The 18,395-nt window shown below is 63.9% G+C and carries 16 protein-coding genes; 8 read left to right on the forward strand and 8 right to left on the reverse strand.

From position 1 onward, the window contains the following. Positions 1 to 79: 79 nt before the first annotated feature. The 4 genes from ERL55_RS03080 to ERL55_RS03095 form a co-directional block, all read right to left on the reverse strand. Positions 80 to 853: a sulfotransferase gene (locus ERL55_RS03080; RefSeq protein ID WP_129135122.1), complete on the reverse strand. Its 774-nt coding sequence runs from the start codon at positions 851 to 853 to the stop codon at positions 80 to 82. Then, positions 850 to 1,695: a hypothetical protein gene (locus ERL55_RS03085; protein WP_129135123.1), complete on the reverse strand. Its 846-nt coding sequence runs from the start codon at positions 1,693 to 1,695 to the stop codon at positions 850 to 852. The genes ERL55_RS03080 and ERL55_RS03085 overlap by 4 nt, the downstream gene beginning before the upstream one ends. Beyond that, positions 1,692 to 2,549, reverse strand: coding sequence for a glycosyltransferase (locus ERL55_RS03090; RefSeq protein ID WP_164972105.1), 858 nt, complete (start codon positions 2,547 to 2,549; stop codon positions 1,692 to 1,694). Before ERL55_RS03090 ends, ERL55_RS03085 begins: the two co-directional genes overlap by 4 nt. A gap of 92 nt (positions 2,550 to 2,641) precedes the next feature. Beyond that, on the reverse strand, positions 2,642 to 3,436 hold the full coding sequence (locus ERL55_RS03095; protein WP_164972106.1) for an ABC transporter permease: 795 nt from the start codon (positions 3,434 to 3,436) through the stop codon (positions 2,642 to 2,644). Between the two features lie 96 nt (positions 3,437 to 3,532). Here ERL55_RS03095 and ERL55_RS14890 point away from each other — a divergent pair, with 96 nt between their 5' ends. From ERL55_RS14890 to ERL55_RS03110, 3 genes are all read left to right on the forward strand, one after another. Then, a complete protein-coding gene (locus ERL55_RS14890; protein ID WP_164972107.1) occupies positions 3,533 to 4,840 on the forward strand; it encodes an ABC transporter ATP-binding protein in 1,308 nt (435 codons plus the stop codon). Between the two features lie 35 nt (positions 4,841 to 4,875). Then, entirely contained in the window at positions 4,876 to 6,678 is a 1,803-nt protein-coding gene (locus tag ERL55_RS03105) for a hypothetical protein (RefSeq protein ID WP_129135126.1), read from the forward strand. Positions 6,679 to 6,834: 156 nt separating this feature from the next. Then, positions 6,835 to 9,102, forward strand: coding sequence for a glycosyltransferase family 2 protein (locus ERL55_RS03110; RefSeq protein ID WP_206733356.1), 2,268 nt, complete (start codon positions 6,835 to 6,837; stop codon positions 9,100 to 9,102). Between the two features lie 37 nt (positions 9,103 to 9,139). Here the strand turns inward: ERL55_RS03110 and ERL55_RS03115 are convergent, their stop codons facing one another. Next, positions 9,140 to 10,174, reverse strand: a complete 1,035-nt coding sequence (locus ERL55_RS03115; RefSeq protein ID WP_129135127.1) for a glycosyltransferase family 2 protein — start codon at positions 10,172 to 10,174, stop codon at positions 9,140 to 9,142. Positions 10,175 to 10,181: 7 nt separating this feature from the next. Then, positions 10,182 to 12,383 (reverse strand): hypothetical protein, encoded by a 2,202-nt coding sequence (locus ERL55_RS03120; RefSeq protein WP_164972108.1) that lies wholly within the window; start codon positions 12,381 to 12,383, stop codon positions 10,182 to 10,184. Positions 12,384 to 12,523: 140 nt separating this feature from the next. On the opposite strand from ERL55_RS03120, the gene ERL55_RS14895 reads away from it, so the two are divergent. Then, positions 12,524 to 12,889 carry an EamA family transporter gene (locus tag ERL55_RS14895; RefSeq protein ID WP_164972109.1) on the forward strand — a complete coding sequence of 122 codons (366 nt, stop codon included), beginning with the start codon at positions 12,524 to 12,526 and terminating at the stop codon, positions 12,887 to 12,889. Between the two features lie 80 nt (positions 12,890 to 12,969). Here ERL55_RS14895 and ERL55_RS03130 read toward each other — a convergent pair whose 3' ends face one another. Both ERL55_RS03130 and ERL55_RS03135 read right to left on the reverse strand, forming a co-directional pair. Continuing rightward, entirely contained in the window at positions 12,970 to 13,911 is a 942-nt protein-coding gene (locus ERL55_RS03130; RefSeq protein ID WP_129135130.1) for an electron transfer flavoprotein subunit alpha/FixB family protein, read from the reverse strand. Between the two features lie 107 nt (positions 13,912 to 14,018). Continuing rightward, positions 14,019 to 14,765, reverse strand: coding sequence for an electron transfer flavoprotein subunit beta/FixA family protein (locus ERL55_RS03135; protein WP_129135131.1), 747 nt, complete (start codon positions 14,763 to 14,765; stop codon positions 14,019 to 14,021). A 189-nt stretch (positions 14,766 to 14,954) separates the two neighbouring features. Here ERL55_RS03135 and rfbB point away from each other — a divergent pair, with 189 nt between their 5' ends. From rfbB to rfbD, 4 genes are read left to right on the forward strand one after another with little or no spacing between them, the layout of a single operon-like run. Next, positions 14,955 to 16,010, forward strand: a complete 1,056-nt coding sequence (gene rfbB, locus ERL55_RS03140; protein WP_129135132.1) for a dTDP-glucose 4,6-dehydratase — start codon at positions 14,955 to 14,957, stop codon at positions 16,008 to 16,010. Next, positions 16,007 to 16,894 carry a glucose-1-phosphate thymidylyltransferase RfbA gene (rfbA, locus tag ERL55_RS03145; protein WP_129135133.1) on the forward strand — a complete coding sequence of 296 codons (888 nt, stop codon included), beginning with the start codon at positions 16,007 to 16,009 and terminating at the stop codon, positions 16,892 to 16,894. The genes rfbB and rfbA overlap by 4 nt, the downstream gene beginning before the upstream one ends. Beyond that, positions 16,891 to 17,451 carry a dTDP-4-dehydrorhamnose 3,5-epimerase gene (rfbC, locus tag ERL55_RS03150; protein WP_129135134.1) on the forward strand — a complete coding sequence of 187 codons (561 nt, stop codon included), beginning with the start codon at positions 16,891 to 16,893 and terminating at the stop codon, positions 17,449 to 17,451. The genes rfbA and rfbC overlap by 4 nt, the downstream gene beginning before the upstream one ends. Further along, positions 17,448 to 18,353, forward strand: coding sequence for a dTDP-4-dehydrorhamnose reductase (gene rfbD, locus ERL55_RS03155; RefSeq protein WP_129135135.1), 906 nt, complete (start codon positions 17,448 to 17,450; stop codon positions 18,351 to 18,353). The genes rfbC and rfbD overlap by 4 nt, the downstream gene beginning before the upstream one ends. The last annotated feature ends 42 nt before the right edge of the window (positions 18,354 to 18,395 follow it).

Here is an 18,395-nt window from a genome sequence, read left to right on the forward strand (position 1 = left end):
GCGATCGGGCGGCGGGCGTGAAGTATCGCAGCCTGCACCGTGGGCGGCAAAGCGACGTAATGTGGCTACGCGAGAGGCTCTAGGGGGCGAGCGTTATGCCATAACGCGCGCGGAGGGCCTCCAGCTCGCCCCGGTAAAGCAGCCCCAGCCAAGGTCGTAACGCGTTGGGCAGCCACCGCCCCTGCCACTCCCCCGCGAAGACGGTTCCGTGGGTCTGCGAGGTCCTCAACGGCGGCAGCTGCAGGAAGTCGACGACCTGCTCCACTGTCTGCTGCGGGAACTCGCGCAGATCGCGGCTACGCAGCAGCAGCACCTGGGATGGAGGGAATGCCGCGGTCAACACGTCCAACTGGGTGATATAGCGCCCCCGGGCCAGGTAACTATGGTGGCGCAGTGGCGAACCATGGCCGAAATCGTGTTCGTGTCCCTTGAGCCGCCAGCGCTCGGCCAGCAGCGCCAATGGCAACGGCAGCCATTCGTCGCCTCGACCCCGCTCCATGTAGTACTGCGAGATGGCCCGCTCCACCGGGTCGCGCAGCAGCACGATCCACCGCATGCCGGGGTTGTAGCGTGCGATCCTGCGCACGAATGCGGGGTGGAAGATGGAGATGGGGGTGGCATCGCCGTGCAGGATGCCCGAGTCGATGTCGAACCCGCCTGGAAACAATGGTTCGAAGCGCGCATCGATCGCATCCGCCGTCCATCGCTCATCGAAGTCAGGCGCGTCAAAGACGTGCGCTTCCTTGCAGGCTGGCAACCGCAATTGAGGGTGTCGTCCGAGATACTGGGCAAGCGCCGTGGTACCGCCCTTCTGCACCCCCCCGATCATGAAGCCGATCCTGGGCGCGCTCATGCAGGCGGCGTCTCGAGGGCAGCGGCAAGATCCGCGATCGCATTGCTGTCGTACCACCGGGTCCACGACGGGTCGGCCTGTCGCAGCAGGGCCTCAGCGAGGCGGTTGACCGGCGTGGCGCGGTAGATGGATCGCGTGTTGCGTGGCGTCAGGTCCTCCCGCGCCGCGCCGGTCAATGCCATGGCCTGGCGCAGCGACGCTCCGCCGGTCGCAACGACGTCCTCGTAACGGAGAACACGGGTAGGCGGCAGATGCGCGCGAAACCGTGCGAAGAACCATTCCAGCACCATGACCTGGCGTGCGAGCCGCTCTGGCGTTTGATCGAGACGGAGACGCAGCGCAGCGTCGAAGTGTTCGCCCGCGGGCACCCGGCCCTGCGACACGGGCAGTTCCACGGTATTCCATGACGCCAGCACCGCCAGCGGATTGCGCACGATCGCAAAGCACTCCAGACGCGCCGCCAGGTCAGGCAGCAGCGCAGTGAACGCCGCATTGTGTTTGATGACCAGTGTGAAGCCCTGTGCCGGGCGGCCGACATGGATCGCACCATGTTCCACCACCAGGCGCCGCCGGCCGTCGGAGGCCGGTTCGTCGAACGGATTGTCGGGAACCGTTCCATCCCGGTGTTTGCTCAGGGCCTGGCCCGACGCCAGGAGTTGATGGCGGGTGTCGGAGTAGAACTGGTCCACCTGGCCGATGGCCTTCGCGGGACTGGGGTCCAGCGCGTGGATGTCCATCGGTTCGAAAAGGGCCACCGTGTCGTCGCAGGCATCGAGCAGATGGCACGCCAGCGTGGTGCCGCCACGCGGCACACCGGTCACCGCGATATTGCGAGGGGTCATGCGTTGCTCCACAGCTCGTCCACGGCGTCGAGTACCCGATGGAAGGCCTTGCGTTCGCGCTCCAGTCCGAACGCGTTGGCGGTCTGGCGGGCGGCCTGCTCCAGTCGGGTGCGCAGATCCGGATCGGCCAGAAGCGTGCGCGCGGCTGTCGCGTAGCTTGCAGCATCATCGGCCACCAGGGCATTGACGCCAGGCCGCAAATACGCCCGATTGCCAACGCAGTCGCCAACGACCACCGCGCATCCAAACGACATCGCCTCGAGGGCTGGCAGGTAGAAGCCTTCCGTATCGTGGGGAAGGGTGAGGACAACCTCCGCGCTTACCATGGCACCCAGGTATTCGGACCGCGGCAGCCTGCGATCGGACAGCAGCACATCGCAGTGCGGGGACAGCAGGTCGGCGATCCGGCGGCCGAGTGAGGGTCGCTTGATCGCATCAATGAAGACCCCCGACCTGTGAGCAGGCAGAGCCACCGGAGGAAGGTTGAGGGCTGCGTCGATGACCACGACGGGCCCGCGCACGCGCCCGGTGCGCTGGATCGCATGCGCGACCGGCTCACTGACGCAGATACGGATCGCGCGGCGGTCGAGGAACTGGAACAACGGCTCATCCGGATCCGCATGGCGCACGTGCTGGACCAGGTTGATCACCGGCTTGTCGTGGTGGTCGACCGGGTACTGCAACCAGTCCATGCCGCCGAGGAACAGCACATCGGCCGCCTCGGGGTCGAAACTCGGGCTCAGGGCGTCAGGATCATCCCGCCATGGGTTGTCGTCCCAGCTGCTGGCGGGGTCCATGTGGACCTGGGCCCACCAGCCGGGGTGGCTGCGGACGTGATTGAAGTAATCGTGCACCTTGCCATGACCCCCGGTATACCCGCCGAAGAATCGATGGAAGAGGACCCGTTGGGGCCGTGGCCGCGCCTCGGGATGCATCTCGCCCAGCGTCAGAGCACGTCGGCGAAGCCCCGCCGGAGCCGGTCGAAGCACAGCCGTCCGAGGCCCAGCAGCAACAGCGCCACCAGCCAGTAGGTGACGTAATCCCGGGTCGGTACGGGCCATTCGCCGCGCAGGACCGCATCCCGAATCGCCTGCACGGGCCAGCTGATGGGATTGAGGTCAACGACATGGGCCAATACCGGCGGCACCATTTCCCGCGGGAAAAACACGGTGGACGTGAACAGCGCAATCGTGACCACGGCGCCGGTGATCTGCGAAAGATCCCGCAGGTAGACCCCCAATGCCGCGAGGCAGAGACAGATGCCGTGCAGCATGACGAGGTAGGGCGCGAGGATGAAAGGTACCGCCAGCACGCTGGGATGCAGGCCGTTGCCCCAGATGGCATTGACGGCCACCAGGATCCCCAACCCGATGCCTGCGTGGAATGCCGCGCTTCCCAACGGCACGGCCACCAGGACCGGAAGGGGAAAGACGACCTTCCGGACGAAATTGCTGTGACGGATGAAGAGCCCGGCCGCCTGGCCCACCGACTCCGCCAACATCGCGTGGACGAGCAGGCCGGCGAACAGGTTGAGGGTGAACCCCAGATGGTCGTCTTCAGCGAGGCCGGGCCATCGCGCACGGAACACGACGCCGAACACGAACGCGTAGATCGTCAGCATCACGATGGGCAGCAGAACCGGCCACGCCCTTCCGAGCAATGAGCCGCGATATCGTGTCGCCAGGTCCTGGCCGACCAGTGTCCGCCAGAGGTGAAAAGACGCGTTCAGCGATGCGCTCATGCTATCCAGTGCCGACGGCGGGAATCGCGCCGTCGACCGGCGCGCGCCCTCACGCAATGGCGTAGCATAGGCGGCTTTCGTCGTTGCGGCAATGAAATGAACCCCACGCTCGCTCAAGAGGAACTTCCGTCCCGACCAGAGCCTGCGATCGCTTCCGATACCGCCTTGCTGGTACGCGAGGTCAGCAAGACGTATCACCTGTGGAGCACGCCGGCGAGCCGCCTGTGGGTGCCGTTGCTGCTGAGGGTCGCGCACTCCATACCGTCGCGGCCATTGTCCAACTGGTTTGCGAGCCGCGCGCATGCGCGACTGCATCGCCACGAGGCGCTGCATTCGATCAGTTTCACGCTCAAGCGCGGCGAAGCGCTGGGAATCATCGGACATAACGGCAGCGGCAAAAGCACGCTGTTGCAGATCATCGCCGGCGTACTGCAACCCACTCGCGGGACCGTATCGGTGAACGGTCGGGTGGCTGCGCTGCTGGAGCTCGGGTCCGGTTTCAATCCGGAACTTACCGGCCGCGAAAACGTGCGGGTCAACGCCGCCATCCTTGGTCTCGATCCCGCGCAGATCCGCGAGCGGATGGATGACATCCTCGCGTTTGCAGACATCGGTAGTTTCGTCGACGAACCCGTCAAGTCATACAGTTCGGGCATGGCTTTGCGGCTCGCATTCGCCGTCCAGGTCCATACCGATCCCGATATCCTCATCGTCGACGAGGCACTTGCCGTTGGCGACGCGGCTTTCCAGGCCAAAGCCATGGCACGGATCGACGAGATCCTGTCGGGTGGTACGACGCTTCTTTTCGTGGGGCATGACCTCAATGCCGTCAAGGCGTTCTGCCATCGCGCGATGCTTCTGGAGCGCGGTCGCATCATCCTGGAGGGATTGCCCGAGGAGGTTGTGACGGAGTACCTGCACCGCACGCATGCAGATGCGCTTGCGAAGCAGGATGCTGGACGCGCAAAGGTGTCCGCGCTGCAGGGTGGGTATGGCCTTGGTACCGCCTGCGTCGTTGGTGCCGAGGTGAATGGCACCGAGCATATCGGTGTCCAGTATGGCGAGGCGATCCGGGTGGGTCTCCGGGTGCAGCTTGGCCAGGACATCCGCCATCCCGGGGTGATCGTAGACATTCTCGACAACCGGGGCTTGCAGCTGTCTGGCAAACGCATCCGGCTCGACCCGTATGACGGCATCGTCGAAGTCGGCCTCGAGTTCGCGGCCACCTTTCAGCAGGGCGTCTACCGGATCAGGACGCGCGTGATCGACGCGCCTTCGATCGAGCGGACCACGGTGCTTTCCAGGCAGGAGGGAATGCTCTCTTTCGAAGTCGTGGATGATCGGAGGGCGGACTTCACAGGCGTATTCCCGCTGCAGATGGACATCAGTGTGCGTCAGCTCTGATGGGCTCGGCGCGCAGACTGGATCAGGGGGTATAGATGGCGAATATTCTGGGTGATTCCGACGGCACCGGCACGAGCGCGACTGTGAGCGAAGGCGGCAGCAAGTTGCTGCTGGTGCTTGGCATGCATCGCAGCGGCACATCAGCCTTGACGGGTGTGCTGCAGAAGCTTGGTGCCGAACTCGGCGAGGAACTCCTGGCTCCCACGCCGGACAATCCAAAAGGGTACTTCGAGAATAGCCGGATCGTTGACGTGCACGAGTCGCTGCTGCATGGCCTTGCCCGCGGATGGCAGGATCCGCGGGCCCTGTCCGCGCAATGGCGAGAGACCGCGGAGGCGGACAAGGCATTCGATGGGCTGTCGGCGCTGGTGCGTTCGATGGCGAAGCAGGCGCGCTTCGTTGCCGTCAAGGATCCCCGGGCGAGCCGTTTCGTTCCCTTGTGGCTGGATGTGGCGCGTGCGCTTCGACTCGATGTTGGCGCAGTCTTGATGGTGCGGCATCCGAATGAGGTGGCCGCATCGTTGCGCAAGCGCGATGGCCTGTCGCGGTCCAGGGCGCATCTCCTCTGGATGGTGTACCTGCTGGAGGCGGAGCGGGGTAGCAGGGGAGTGGCACGTGCGTTTCTGTCATACGAACACTTGCTGTCCAGCTGGCGGCAGGCATTGGCCGGCTTGCGCGATGCGCTGGGCGACATTGTTCCCGACACGCCGGATACAGCCATCGGTGAGATCGACGGGTTCCTCGACGCGTCATTGCGACGCCAGAAGGTAGGGGAGCTGGACGAGGGTGTGTCTCCCTTCGAACCGCTGGCCCTGGAGTTGTTCGGGCTTGCACTGCGCGGGGCCGCCAACCCGGCCGACGATTTGTCCGCGGCCTTCGACAGTATCGCCCGCCGGCTGGAACCCCTGGCCGCGCATTACCATGAGGGTCCGCTGCCGCTGGAACAGGAGATCCAGCGACAGAGGGAGCATCAGGTCCAGGTGGATACGACGCTGCAGTTCGCGGCTGTGCGCGAACTCTGGCGACCATCGCTACCGGTGCTGGCACCAGGTGCGGCCCGACTCTACTTCCAGGCCGGAACCGAACCCTTCAGCGAGGACCGGGCGGTGTCTGCGGAGCCGGTTTGCGATGGCAACCGCCGAGTCGTGGTCTTCGAAATTCCTGAAGGCCAGAAACTTGATACCTTGCGAATCGATCCCGACAGTCGGCCTGGCATTTACGCGCTGGAATCGCTCTTGATCTGCGGTCGCGCAGTCGAGCCGCTGCACTCGCGCATCAGCGGGCTCAACGAGTTTCCGTTTCCTTCGATCCGCGCAAGTGATGCATGTCGTATCGGGGCGATAGGCGACGACCCTCATTTCGTCGTGGATGTGCAGGACCAAACGCAGACGTTCGAGCCGGGCACGATGATCCGTGTCGAGGTCCGCTACCGTGTCGAGACGGTATTGTCCGAGGTCGGTGGACACATCGAAGACTATCGGGAGGCGTTGCAGGCTCACGGTCGCGAACTGGCCAACACGCAGCAGGGACTCGACGCCGCGCTGAACGCTGCGCTGCAGGAGCTCGCAGGGATGCGCCAGGGTCTGGAGTCTGGACTCCGGGAGCTCGAGAGGCGCGAAGCGAGATTGCAGCCAGTTGTCGATGCGATCCCTGACGTAGTAGCGCGCCAGAAGCTGCTTGTTTCCCTGGTCGAGGCCACGACGCTAAAGGTGGACGAACTCAGGCGCTTGGACCTGGCACGCATGGAGCAACAGCAGGAAGTGCTATTGACATGGGTTCGTCGCCGTTCCTTCGGATACTGGTGGCGCAGACTCACGCGTCGCGGGCGTTCGGGTTAGGCCATCGTTCGCCCCGAACACCTCCCTGTACAACTCGCGGCGACGTAGACCGACGTCGCCATGCATTTGAATCCCACCACCTTGACCGGGTGGTGCTCACGTCACACGGTCTCCGTCATTACCTGTCCGCCGAAGACTCATACCAGCCGAGGCTCTATGAAATTGCATTCTTCCTTGCTTCCACTTCATCAGGTGGAGCGCGTCACAACGGCGGGACAGGAGGCCTTCTGGCGGGCATCAGGAAACGACCCTGCGTTGGACGTTCCGTTGCCGGCCGGTGGCATGGATGGCGGCTGGTACCGTCTTGACCTCGAGATCGAGGTGCTCAGGGGTACTGTACATGCGCCGGTCCTGTACCCGGACTACCGACGCGGCTTCGTGACGGAAGACGACGCGCTGGCGCTTCCGCTGGGCAATGCCCGCAAAGGAATCCATCGTGTCCAATGGCTTGTGCGCTTCGTGGACACGCTGTCCGCGCTGCGATTCGATCCTTCTACGCTGCCTTCCGAGTTCCGGGTCACTGATTTCTCCCTTCGACGCCTCGGGAAGGTGGGTGCGGCAGCTTGCATGTTGCGTGCGCTATGGGGCACCCGAACGAGCGCCGGGCGCCTGCAGCTCATCACCGCGAGCGGGGCCGATCTGATGGCCGGTGGACCACGGCGGATGGCAGACAAGCTCTATCGTCTGTATTCGTCGCAGGGCTCGGTCGGCGGCTTTTCCGACTACGACGTCTGGCTCGAGTTCTACGACGATGTATCTGCCGATGGAATTGCGCTGACACTTGAGACGATGCCGCAGCTCTCGTCTTCGCCGGTCTTCTCTATCCTGGTGCCGACCTACAACACCGACCCGCGGTGGCTGAAAGCGTGTATTGACAGCGTGCTGGCGCAGACCTACCCGCACTGGGAGTTGTGTATCGCGGACGACGCGTCGACATCTCCTCATGTGTGGGAAATCGTCCAGTCGTACGTCGCGGCCGACGAGCGCATCAAGGCGGTAAGGCGCTCGCACAACGGGCACATCGCGGCTGCTTCGAACAGCGCGTTGGCCTTGGCTTCCGGGAAATATGTTGCGCTGCTCGACCACGACGACGCATTGCATCCGTTAGCACTGCAGTGGTGCGCGCTCGAGCTCGAAAAGAATTCACGCTGGCGGATGCTGTTTACCGATGAGGACAAGATTGATTCGGCAGGCAAGCGCAGCGACCCGTACTTCAAGTCGGACTGGAACCCGGACCTGTTCCTGTCACAGAATTGCGTCTGTCATTTGGGGGTGTACGAACGCGACCTCATGTTGGAGGTGGGTGGGTTCCGCGAAGGTTACGACGGCGCACAGGACTGGGATCTGACGCTGCGAGTTACCGAAAAACTCGGTGCGGATGAGATCGGGCATATCCCGAAGGTGCTCTACCACTGGCGCATGATCGAAGGCTCGACCGCGCTGGCTCCCGGTGAGAAGAGCTACGCCCACCTTGCGGCTATGCGCGCAATCCAGGATCACTTCGACCGTACCGGCACACCTGCGCAGGTGGTGGAGATGCCCGGATTCAGCGGCTACTACCGGATCAGTCATGCGATTCCGGAGCCCGCTCCGAAGGTGAGCCTGCTGATCCCCACGCGTGACCGGGTCGATCTCCTGCGGCAGTGCGTGGATTCCATCCTGAAGTTGACGACATATCGGAATTACGAGATCGTAATTCTGGACAACGGTTCTGTCGAAACCGAAACGCTCAAGTATTTCGATTCACTTGCAACGATGTCGAACGTGCGGGTGTTGCCGTACGACGCGCCATTCAACTATTCGAAGATCAATAATTTCGGTGTCGCACAGACCAGCGGTGAATTGATCGGTCTGCTCAACAACGATATCGAGGTGATCAGCACGGACTGGTTGACGGAGATGGTGTCGCACGCGATTCGCCCCGCAATCGGTGTGGTCGGCGCCATGTTGTATTACCCAAATGACACGATCCAGCACGCTGGAGTCGTCCTGGGAATCGGCGGTGTGGCCGGGCATTCCTATGTGGGGATGCCACGCGATTATCCGGGCGACAAGCATCGGGCAGGACTTGTGCAGAACCTCAGCGCCGTTACTGCGGCTTGCGTCGTGTTACGCAGGGACGTGTTTGAGCAGGTCGGCGGCCTCGACGAGGATCTCGTCGTTGCATTCAACGATGTCGATTTCTGCATCCGCGTCAGGGAGGCGGGCTATCGCAACCTTTGGACACCCTTCGCGGAACTCTATCACCACGAATCCGCATCGCGCGGCTATGAGGATACGCCAGAGAAGATCGCCCGTTTCAAGCGGGAAGAGGCGCTTATGAAGGCGCGCTGGGGCCATTTGCTGAGCGCGGACCCTTATTACAACGTCAATTTCTCGCTGGTCAATGCGCCGTTCACCCTTGCCTATCCTCCACGGGGTTAAGTGATGCCCAGGCACAACCCGAGATGGGATGTGCCTGTTATCCGGCCGAATCCCTGATACCCCCGTCCTTCAGGGCATTGGGCATGGGCACAGGTCGCCGGCGGATGACGGGGTGCATTGGGGTCCGAGGCGTGTTCGCGATGTCGTAGCTGACGAAGGCAAGCAGAAACTGCAAGCCTGAAATGATTGCGATGGTCGCGATCATGATCGTGCCGACCGGCGTGCTGGTATCGGCAACGCTGGACTGGTACCAGTGGTATCCACCGAAGAGCACGCCGAACGTGAGTAGCAGCAGGCCTATCGCCAGTTCGATCGAAGCGACCGGCATGTCGCGGAGGAAGTAGCTGTATCCGATCCGTTTCAGTCCATTGCGCACGTGTTTGACGGCGAACTCCCCGATCACTTTCGAAATCTTCAGGTGACTCGTCTCATCCGCGTAGTGCGCGGTCATAGGAATGTCCTTGACCGTTGCGCGGAGGGTATTGAGGCGGAACAGGATGTCGGTCTCGAAGAAGTACCGCTGGCTGATCGAGTCGAATGGCAGATAGCTTGCGACACTCGCGTGTATCGCCGTATAGCCATTAGTGGGATCGAAAACGTCCCAGTAGCCTGATGAAGCCTTGGCCATGAACGAAAGGCCAAGGTTGCCAACCCGGCGAACTGGCGGCATCCGACGGATCTCGCCGAGCTCCCAGAAGCGGTTGCCCTTGGTGTAATCGGCGTTGCCGCTCAGGATCGGGGCGACGAATTCAGGTAACAGCGCCGGATCCATCTGCCCGTCGCCATCGATCTTGACGATGACGTCGCTGTCCGCGGCGATCGCTGCGGCATACCCCGTCATGACGGCGCCCCCAACGCCACGGTTCTGCGCATGCCTGATCACGTTCACGCGCGGATCCCGGCAGTGGGCCTCAATGAAATCGCCGCTCCCATCGGGACATCCGTCGTCAATACAGAAGATGCGGTTGACCTCGGGGCCGATGCGGTCGATTACGCCCAGCACGTGGCGGGTCACCCTGTAACAGGGAATCACCACGGCGACGGAGGGGGGGGGGCGAACCCAGCTGGAGATGAATTGATCATGGTGATTCCCCCTTATCTAGCATCCCGAGATGGGTGCAGGTGCGGGATCCGTCGGGAAAAACCATGGTGGTATCCACGGCACCCGACGCTAATCCAACAACGCACAACTCGGTGTCAGCGCTCGGATCTTCGAGGAATCCTTCGACGATGAAGCCGGAGTGGGCGAGCGCCGTTGAAACGGCAGCGGCAACGTCTGGGCGAGGCACCCGTTTTACCAGCACGTCCTGCATCCCCGCATTCGACCACAGGCCGATCATGGATTGCGCGCCGGGGGGCGTTCGGGACCAGCCAGCAAGGCGAAACCGGCCGTGCTGGTCAATGATCATGTCGTCTATGTGGCCATTGGCGAGATCGACTGCGACATCGGGTCGCTCGCTCATGAGGGCGACCTGCTCCGGCTCAGGCTTGGGCGTCAAAGCGCGCTCCATCCGGCCCGCCATGACGTCGAAGGGCACGCCCACGGAATCCGCAGCCATCAGCACCGGTTCGCTTCCTTCGATTACTGAAACGTGGGCGTACCTATTGAAGATTTCATTGAACCTTGCGGGCTCCATGTCTCCGAAGTATCCGCGGAAGAAATCGAGCTGGGGGGCATAAAGCACGTGATTGATGCTTGAAATCCCGGCGCCGGCGATCAGCGCCCCATAGTGGCCGGGCGCCACGAGCGTGCCGCGTTCGTCCAGCACGGCTCCGCGCTCGAGCAGCGTCGAGCGCACTAGTTCCCGATCAAGGTTGAAGATGGGATGGGCGACCTGCACAGGATTGAACAGACCGAACATGGCCAGGTTCGCCCCCGCTGCTACCCAGCAAACCAGGACGGTGCGTGCGTTGGCGGAGTGCACGATTGCCATACCGCCGAGCACCACGACGACAGCTGCGAGTGGCACCAAGTCGAGTCGGGAAAAGGTCCCGCTGATGGATCCATCGCCGAGAAGATATTTCACGGCGACAGCTCCTGCGGCCGCGCCAGCTAGAAGCAGGGCGCGAACGGTGGAGACGCGTACCCCCGCGATAGCCAGATAGGCGGCGGCGAGAATGTTCACCAGGAGCCCGAAACCGACAAGAGCGCGGGCGGGTGGTACGAGGTACAGCCCGGAGACGCGCGCAATCAGCGGGTTGACGCTCAAGAACATCCATGCCGCGAACACCCCCAGCCCGACCAGGATCGCGAAGATGCTCCAGCGGTGATCCTGCATCCAGGCGCGGAATCGGCGGTGATCCGCAAGGCACACCGCGAACAGCGGCAGAAGGGTGGATAGGACCGCGATCTCACAAGCGTTGGAATTGGTGAAGCGTGGCAACGGCTCGTAACCATTGATCAGCGCAGTTGGGGCGAAGTGGCCGAGAAGACGCTCCAGGCCGACTCCTCCGCTGGCGGCGATGCGGCGCCCCGGATATACGGTCTGCTGCATCACATCGATCAGCTCGTGGAAGTATCCGATGAACAGCGCGAGAGCGATGCTGCCGGCAACCGTGGCGTCGAAGAGGGTCCCCACGCGGATTGCGTCACGCCTGAAGCCCAGGATGAGGAAACCGATCGCCAGGGCGATGGAATAGAGGAACGGCGGATACGCGCATGACAACAGCCAGACAAGGATGGCGTAGGCGGTCAAACCGATCCGCGCGAGACGGTTGCCTGAGTACATCCATGCGAGCGCTACCCATGGCGCAAGGGCGAACGCACCAGCGTTGGTCGTCCACCATGCCTGCACGTACTGGGAGAAGTAGAGGGCGACGGCGATTGGCACGGAGACCCAGACGGACAGTCCGAGCTTGCGTACGAACAGCGCCCACCCCACGATGAACGCAGCTGCGAGGAAGAAGAAATAGAAGGAGTAGCCATAGGCTGGCGGCGCGACGATAAAGCCCCAGTGATAGGGCTTGAACAACAATGCCCAGTCGCGCAAGGGTAGAGCCTGGAAGGTACGAAGACTTTCCTGGTACGGAGAGATCGAATTCGCTGTCGCGAAGTCGTTCTCCACCGCAATCTGCATGTACGGAGTCAACACCATCCATTCGTCGGAACGGATGCCGCGCGCAGAGCCGAGGATTGTCCCCGTCACCGGCTGTCCCAGCATCTCCAGTCCCGCAGCATAGGAAGACGGGCTGAGTGCAAATCCGACGTAGCACACGCATGCCAACGCGACGAGAAGGCACCAGCGCCAATCCCACCGCACGGCAGCTGAAAGATGCGACATCCGGCCAACGGGCTGTGGCAACCGCGCGAAGCTGCGCGATAATCGGTTATTCACGGGTTGGATCTCGTTGGGTGATGGGGCGGGGACGTCAGTCGCTTGTCCGGTGCCTGGGGGGCGGCATGAAGTCGGGAGTACGTTGCATGGCAAAAGAGGACGACACAATGACGATCACTACGGTTGCGATGATCCTCGTGACTCTGACCATGCTTGCGTGTGGACAGGTCCTTTTCAAACTTGCATCAGGGGGCATCTCGTTCACCCGCCCGGAGACGTTCCTGTCGTGGACGCTCTTGGTCGCGCTGGCCATTTATGGGCTCGCCACCGTGCTCTGGCTGGCTGTGCTCGCTCGCGTTCCCCTGTCACAAGCATTCCCGTTCTACGGACTTTCCTTCCTCCTGGTTCCGATGTTTGCCCGGCTGTTCCTAGGCGAAGCCATACCATCCAGGGTCTGGATTGGAGGCGCGGTGATAGGCATCGGAATCCTTATTGCTTCTTGGGAGCGGTGAGCGTGTTGCGCGTGACCTGGTAGACGTGCCTCGGAATTGATCGATCAGCGTCGACAGCCCCAAGCTTCGCTTGCTTGGCGTTATTGGAGATGCGCCGCCAGCTCCGGCAGGACCTGGAACAGATCTCCCACCAGCCCGATATCCGCAACCTCGAAGATCGCCGCGTCCGGGTCCTTGTTGATCGCGACGATCGTGCCGGCGTCCTTGATGCCGGTCAGGTGCTGGATTGCGCCGCTGATGCCGATGGCGACGTAGAGTTCCGGCGCGATGATCTTGCCGGTCTGGCCGACCTGCATCTCGTTGGGCACATAACCCGCATCCACCGCCGCGCGCGAGGCACCGACGGCGGCGCCGAGCTTGTCGGCGAAGTCGAACACGATCTTGAAGTTCTCTTCCGAGCCGACGCCACGGCCACCGGCCACTACGCGCTTGGCGCTCTGCAGGTCAGGGCGGTCACTGCGACCGGCGGCGAGCTCGACGAAGCGCGTGTGCGAGGGCAAATCGGCTTCGACGGTGCTCGCTTCGACGGTGGCGTTGCCATCCATCGCGGCCTCCTTCCAGGACGCGGTGCGCACGGTGGCGACCACCGGGCGGTCGGCTGGGGCCTCGACGGTCACGATGGCATTGCCGGCATAGATCGGCCGCTTGAACGTGTGGCTGCCTTCCACCGCCATCACGTCGGAGACCTGCGCGGTCCCGAGCAGGGCGGCGACAACCGGCATCAGGTCCTTGCCGAAGGTGGTGGAGGGGCCGAACACATGCGAGTAGCTGGCGGCGAGCTTTGCCACCTGCGGGCCGAGCACCTGGGCGACCGGCGCGGCGTTCGCGGGGTTGCTGACCGCCAGCACCTTGCGCACGCCAGCGATGCGCGCGGCTTCGGCGGCGACCGCGCCAGCGTCTTCGGCCAGCACGACGATGTCGATGGCCTCGGCCTGCATGGCCTGGGCGGCCGACACGCACTTGGCGGTGGCGCCGTTGAGCTTGCCGTTGAGGTGTTCGGCGACGATGAGGATGTTGGACATGCGATGTGCTCCTGGATCCGTCGTTCCCGCTGTGGCGGGAACCCGGTGTCTGGCGATGGGGGCGACAAAGGTCGCCGGATCCCCGCTTCCGCGGGGATGACGGGCGCTTACAGCAGCCCCTTGTCCTTCAGGACGGCGACCAGTTCCGCCGCGTCCTTGACCATCACCCCGCGGGTGCGGCCGGTCGGTGCGGCGTGGCTGGTGGTCTTGAGGAAATCACCGCTTTCCACGCCGAGGTCGGCGAACTGCAGCGTCTCCAGCGGCTTGCTCTTCGCCTTCATGATGTCGGGCAGCTTGATGAAGCGCGGCTCGTTGAGGCGCAGGTCGGTGGTCACCACGGCCGGCAGGTCCACTTCCAGCGTCTCGAGGCCGGCGTCGACCTCGCGGGTCACGGTGGCCTTGCCGCCGTCGACGACCAGCTTGCTGGCGAACGTGGCCTGCGGGCGGCCCCACAGCGTGGCCAGCATCTGCCCGGTCTGGTTGGCGTCGTCGTCGATGGCCTGCTTGCCGAGGATCACCAGGTCCGGCTGTTCCTTTTCCACCAGCTTCAGCAGCGTGCGGGCGGCGGTCAGCGGCTGGATCGGCTGATCGCAGACCACGTGGATGGCGCGGTTGGCGCCCATGGCCAGGCCATTGCGCAGGTGCGGCTGGGCGTCGGCTGGGGCGATGGTGGCCACGACCACCTCGGTCGCCTTGCCGGCATCGCGCAGGCGCAGCGCTTCTTCCAGCGCGATCTCGTCGAACGGATTGGGCGAGAGCTTCACGCCGTCGGTGACGACGCCGGAGCCGTCGGGCTTCACCTGGATGCGGACGTTGTAGTCCACCACGCGCTTGTAGGCGACGAGGATCTTCATCGGAGGTCTGGTTCCTTGGGATCGGGGGAGGCCCGGCCGACCGGGCGTGCAGCCTGTGGATTCTACCGGGGACGCCGGGCGGCGGCGACCGCCCCGGGTTGCCGCGGCAGTGAAACGGCTGACCGGGGCCGGTATCCTGTGCCACCCGCCATCGACGGCGGACTCCAGCCCCCCACCAGGAGAGTGTTCGTGGCCACATGGCTCGTGACCGGCGGCGCCGGCTTTATCGGCGGCAATTTCGTCCTTGAGGCGGTTCGTCTCGGACATCGCGTGATCAACCTCGACGCGCTGACCTATGCCGGCAACCTGCAGACACTGGCGTCGATCGAGAACGATTCGAACCATGTGTTCGTGCACGGCGACATCGGTGATCGGGAACTGGTCGACCGCCTGCTGGCCGAACACCAGCCCGATGCGGTGCTGAATTTCGCCGCTGAAAGCCACGTCGACCGCTCGATCGACGGGCCGGGCGCTTTCATCCAGACCAACGTGGTCGGCACGCTGGCCCTGCTGGAATCGGTCCGCGACTACTGGAAAGCGCTGCCGGACGCGACTCGCGATGCATTCCGCTTCCTGCATGTGTCGACCGACGAGGTCTACGGCACGCTGGGCGAGACCGGAAAGTTCACCGAGACCACGCCGTATGCGCCAAATTCGCCGTATTCGGCATCCAAGGCGGCCTCGGACCATCTGGTGCGCGCGTTCCACCACACCTATGGCCTGCCGGTGCTGACCACCAACTGCTCGAACAATTACGGGCCGTATCACTTCCCCGAGAAGCTCATTCCGCTGGTGATCGCCAAGGCGCTGGCCGGAGAGCCGCTGCCGGTGTACGGCGACGGCCAGCAGGTACGCGACTGGCTGTTCGTCACCGACCACTGCGAGGCGATCCGCACGGTGCTTGAGAAGGGCCGGGTGGGCGAGACCTACAACGTCGGTGGCGATGCCGAGCGTCGCAACCTGGAAGTTGTCGAGACCATCTGCGGCCTGCTCGACGAGCGCCGTCCGCGCGAGGATGGCAAGCCGCGCAGCAGCCAGATCACCTTCGTGGCCGACCGCCCTGGCCATGACCGCCGCTACGCGATCGATGCATCCAAGCTGCAGAATGAGCTCGGCTGGCGCCCGCGACACAGCTTTGAGGACGGCATCGCGACCACGGTCGACTGGTACCTCGAAAACCAGACGTGGGTGCAGCACATCCTGGATGGCAGCTACCGGCTCGAGCGCATGGGAGCCGTGGCATGACGGCGCGCAAGGGCATTATCCTGGCTGGCGGCTCAGGCACGCGGCTGTATCCGATCACCAAAGGCGTCAGCAAGCAGCTGCTGCCGGTGTATGACAAGCCGATGATCTATTACCCGCTCAGCGTGCTGATGCTGGCGGGGATCCGCGAGGTGCTGATCATCAACACGCCGCACGAGCAGGTGCTGTTCCAGCAGCTGCTGGGCGACGGGTCGCAGTGGGGCATGGAAATCCAGTACGCCGTGCAGCCGAGCCCCGATGGCCTGGCGCAGGCCTATCTGATCGGCCGCGATTTCGTGGGTGGCAAGCCGAGCTGCCTGGTGCTGGGCGACAACATCTTCCATGGGCACGGGCTCACGGCGACGCTCAAGCGTGCCGATGCGCGCACCGACGGGGCGACCGTGTTCGGCTACTGGGTCAACGACCCGGAGCGCTACGGCGTGGCGGAGTTCGATGCCGAGGGCAGGGTGATCGACATCGCGGAGAAGCCGGAGAACCCTCGCTCGCACTACGCGGTGACGGGCCTCTATTTCTACGACGGCAACGCCAGCGACTACGCCGCCGAACTGAAGCCATCGCCGCGCGGCGAGTTGGAAATCACTGACCTCAATCGCCGCTACCTCGATGAAGGCGCGCTGTACCTCGAGCAGCTCGGCCGCGGTTACGCCTGGCTCGACACCGGCACCCACCAGTCGCTGCATGAGGCGTCCAACTTCATCCAGACCATGCAGGACCGGCAGGGTCTGCAGGTCTGTTGCCCGGAAGAAATCGCGCTGGGCAATGGCTGGATCGACGACGCGCAGCTGGAAGCGCTTGCCAAGCCCCTGGCCAAGAACGGCTACGGCCAATACCTGCTGTCGCTGATCCATCGTGGAGTCGTGCGTTGAAGATCATTGAAACAAAGTTGCCGGGTTGCGTGGTTCTCGAGCCCGCGGTCTTCGGTGATGCGCGCGGCTTCTTTTTCGAGACATGGAACGCAGAACGGTTCGGCCAGCACGGGCTGCCGACGACGTTCGTGCAGAGCAACGTGTCGTCGTCGTCGAAAGGCGTGCTGCGCGGGTTGCATTACCAATGGCCACGCCCGCAGGGGAAGCTCGTCAGCGTGCTGGAGGGTGAGGTGTTCGACGTGGCGGTGGATATCCGCCGTGGTTCGCCCACGTTCGGTGCATGGGAAGGCGTCCTGCTGAGTGCCGAAAACAAGCGGCAATTCTGGATTCCGGAAGGATTTGCTCACGGTTTCCTCGTGCTGTCCGACACCGCCCTCTTCAGCTATCTCTGCACCGAGGTCTACGTCAAGGAAGCCGATGCCGGCATCCGCTGGGATGACCCCGCGGTCGGCATCGACTGGCCTGTGGACGTCGCACCGCTGCTTTCGGAGAAAGATGCGAACGCGCCCTTGCTGGCGGACGTGGCCACGGAGCGGCTTCCGGTGTTCGCCGCATGACAGTTCTGGTCTTCGGCGCGAATGGCCAGGTCGGCACCGAGCTGTTGCGGGCCCTGCAGGTGTCCGGACCCGTGCTGGCGACCACGCGCAGTGGCGCGCTTGAGGATGGGCGTGAGTGCATCCGGGCGGACTTCAGCGAGCCCGATGCTGTGGTCGAGGTGCTCCACGACGTCAAGCCGCGCATCGTGGTCAACGCAGCCGCGTATACCGCGGTCGATCGTGCCGAAAACGAGCCGGAAGCTGCGCAGGTCGCCAACGCCACGACACCCGGCGCCATCGCGACCTGGTGTGCTGGGAACGACGTCCCGCTGGTTCACTACTCCACCGACTACGTCTTCGACGGCACGGGCACCGGGCCGTATCACCCCGGGGATGCCACCGCACCCCTAGGCGTCTACGGCGCCACCAAGCTGGCCGGCGAGAACGCGATCCGCTCAGCGGGCGGGCGCCACCTGATCTTCCGCACCGCCTGGGTCTACGCCGCGCACGGGCAGAATTTCCTGCGCACGATGCTGCGCGTGGGTGCGGAACGCGATGTGCTGCGCGTGGTGGCCGACCAGGTCGGCACGCCGACGCCGGCGGCGCTGATCGCGGATGTCACGGCCCGCGCGCTCGCCCATCCGGATGCAAGCGGAACCTGGCACCTCACCGCCGAGGGCGAGACCAGCTGGCACGGGTTTGCCGAGGCGATTTTCGCCGGCGCGGTCGAACGTGGCCTGCTGCCGCGCGCACCACACATTGAACGCATCACCACGGCGGACTACCCGACGCCTGCAAAGCGCCCGGCGTATTCGCGTCTGGACACCTCGACCCTGCAGCGCGATTTCGGCGTGGAGCTGCCGCACTGGACGCAGGGACTTTCCCGCGTGCTCGACCAGCTGGCAGCCCGGCACGCGAATTGACCGAAGGTCCAAGGCCATCGTGTGGGCGCGCGGCTAGAATGG

The organism is Luteimonas sp. YGD11-2, assembly GCF_004118975.1.
In the GTDB taxonomy this organism is placed as follows: Bacteria; Pseudomonadota; Gammaproteobacteria; order Xanthomonadales; family Xanthomonadaceae; genus Luteimonas; species Luteimonas muca.